General features: G+C 41.2%; 2 protein-coding genes. Both read right to left on the bottom strand.

The window, feature by feature from the left end; all coding sequences use genetic code 11:
* Window positions 1-76 precede the first annotated feature (76 nt).
* On the bottom strand, window positions 77-1,129 hold the full coding sequence (gene speB, locus I8752_RS36715) for an agmatinase SpeB (RefSeq protein ID WP_214437047.1): 1,053 nt from the start codon (window positions 1,127-1,129) through the stop codon (window positions 77-79).
* A 179-nt stretch (window positions 1,130-1,308) separates the two neighbouring features.
* Window positions 1,309-2,349, bottom strand: coding sequence for a V-type ATP synthase subunit I domain-containing protein (locus I8752_RS36710; protein ID WP_214437046.1), 1,041 nt, complete (start codon window positions 2,347-2,349; stop codon window positions 1,309-1,311).
* Window positions 2,350-2,498 lie beyond the last annotated feature (149 nt).

Genomic DNA, 2,498 nt, shown 5'->3' with positions numbered 1-2,498 from the left:
TCATTAATGGAGTTCAAAGACTCATTAATGGAGTTCAGATACTCATTAATGGAGTTCAGATACTCATTAATGGAGTTCAAAGACTCATTGATGAAGAGTGTTGAGATAAATCCATCAAATTCGCTAGCTTGTAAACAATCCGCGCACCGACATTGCCATCCCACTCAGCATCGCCAACTTCGCACAAATCAAAGCCAATGATTTTTCTACCACTATTAACTAATTCTCGGAACAGACAAAAAGTTTGCTCTAATTCCAGTCCGCCAGGAACCGGAGTACCCGTACTCGAACAGAGTTTGGGATCGAGTCCATCTGCATCAAAGCTAATGTGAACGTATTCAGGTAAATGGGCGATGATTTCGCGGCATAAATCAAGCCAAGTTGTCCCAGAGTAAAGCTTTCGTTTAATAATTGGGTCGTAATAAGCGACAATGCGATCGCTATTCTCAATCATCTGCATTTCATCATGAGAAATATCGCGCAAACCCACCTGCACTAATTTAGAAATTTGCGGTAGCTTCATCGCATTAAACATAATTGAGGCGTGAGAAAATTCAAATCCCTCATAGGCATCGCGTAAATCTGCATGTGCATCGATGTGCAAAACGCCAAAGTTGTCGTAGTTAGCTGCTAATGCTTGGAAATAACCCAAGGGCGAACTGTGATCCCCACCAATCACCGCGACTCGCTTACCATTTGCGATCGCTGCTTGAGACTGTGTAAACAACCATTGATTTATCTGTTGACAAGCTTGATTAATTTCTGTCAAGACAGGCGTTAAATCTGGGGTTTCTGTGAGAGGTTTCCCTTGCGCCAATCGTTCGATAATTTGTGCTGCTAAGGCGCGGTAGTATGTATTTTTCTCTAAAATATCTTGAGAAATTTCCTCCATGAAAATTCCCTGTTTCCAGCCATCAGGATGGTCAAAGTCAAATAAATCTAGTTGAACTGAAGCATCTAGAATTCTCTGCGGCCCGTTAGCTGTGCCAGCACCATAGGAAACAGTAACTTCCCACGGCACGGCAAAGACAATCAAGTTTGCAGACTCGTAATCGAATGGCAAACCCAAGAGATTACCATTGATTTCACCTATACCGCTGGGATTGTAGTCCTGAAGTTGATTACTCATTAACGCTCTTTCGGATTTACGTGGGTAGACAGTCACGCCGCCTAGTGGACACACCTGTATTGTAGTAGAGCAAATTATGCTCTGATACCATTTCCCAAAAATAATGATACAGATCCAAACCCAGGAATCTAGACTAAATACGACTTTCTTAATTACGAATTGGTCTGAGAGACAATCTGTTAATCTCTAGGTAAAATTTGTCTTAAAATTTCTGGTATTATGCTTTCAAAAAAACGTTCAATCGCCTTGCTATTTTTTTCGTACAAAATACCTAAATAGATAATGCATATTCCTACAACAGTTAGCGCTACCGGAAACAATACAGCATCCTGAAAGACTGAGTAGGCAAGGTGTCCCAAATACGCAAATACGCCTATTGCCCCAAAAATTATAAAAACTTTTCGTTTCAATAACACCGATAGCGCTATTAACCCCAAATTAATCAAACAATATATAAATAGTTGCAATTCATTACTGTCTCCTGTAAAAGAAAGACCGAACCAGAAAGCGAGTAAACCAAACAAATACAGCCAAAAAGCAAAATCTCCATCACGCCTGCGAGTGCGAATATCGACTAGGTAAGCAACAATTAAACACGCTATCCCAAACCACATGGAAACTAATAATCGTTGCTTCCAATTAAAGTTCGCTTCCCCAAATAGTATTGGTGTTATATCCATCGACATGAAATACAGGGAAAAGGCAATGGGAGCAGTCAAAAATGGAAACCGTACAAACTTGATTGCAATTAAACCAGCAATGATAGTTCCCAACTCCATGAGAAACCAGCTGCCTTTGATCCAAATATAGTAATCGCGGTACGTACCAGGATCGCCTTGAGTCCAAAATCCCGTCCATCTTTGCAGCCCATAAATCGCTAGGGGAGCCATACAAACTGCGATAGTAAATAGCAGCCCTCCAGGAACTTTCAGATTTTGGTGGAACCAGAGGTTTCTACCCAGGAGAACGAAGCACAAGGCATAAATACTAGTTAATAAAAAAATTCCGCCACCGCCAAACGACTCCCACGCCAATGTCATAAACCAAGTCATTGCGGAGATAACAATCAATGCACCGAAGTAAAAAGCTACATTGGCAAGATTAAATTGCGGGCGATCGCTGTTACGCTCAGATAGTGCTTCCCAAAGCGCATCTACTTGTTCCACAGAAATTAAGCCTTGGGAAGCAGCCCATTGCAAATCTTCTTTGTCAAATTTCATACAAATAATGATGGATAATTCCCAACAGTCTAGCAAGTGAATTTGCAATTTTATTGCTGTAATAAGTAGAAGGCAGAAAGCAGAAGTAATTATTATTTCTTGTCTCCCTCATCTCCCCCATCTCCCTCATCTCCCCCATCTCCCCCATC

This window comes from Dendronalium phyllosphericum CENA369, from assembly GCF_016056275.1.
GTDB classification, from domain to species: domain Bacteria; phylum Cyanobacteriota; class Cyanobacteriia; order Cyanobacteriales; family Nostocaceae; genus Dendronalium; species Dendronalium phyllosphericum.
This window is presented reverse-complemented; position numbering and strand designations above follow the sequence as displayed.

Coding starts and splice junctions, on each gene's coding strand:
- speB (WP_214437047.1), bottom strand. CDS start 1,129: ATGAGTAATCAACTTCAGGACTACAATCCCAGCGGTATAGGTGAAATC.
- I8752_RS36710 (WP_214437046.1), bottom strand. CDS start 2,349: ATGAAATTTGACAAAGAAGATTTGCAATGGGCTGCTTCCCAAGGCTTA.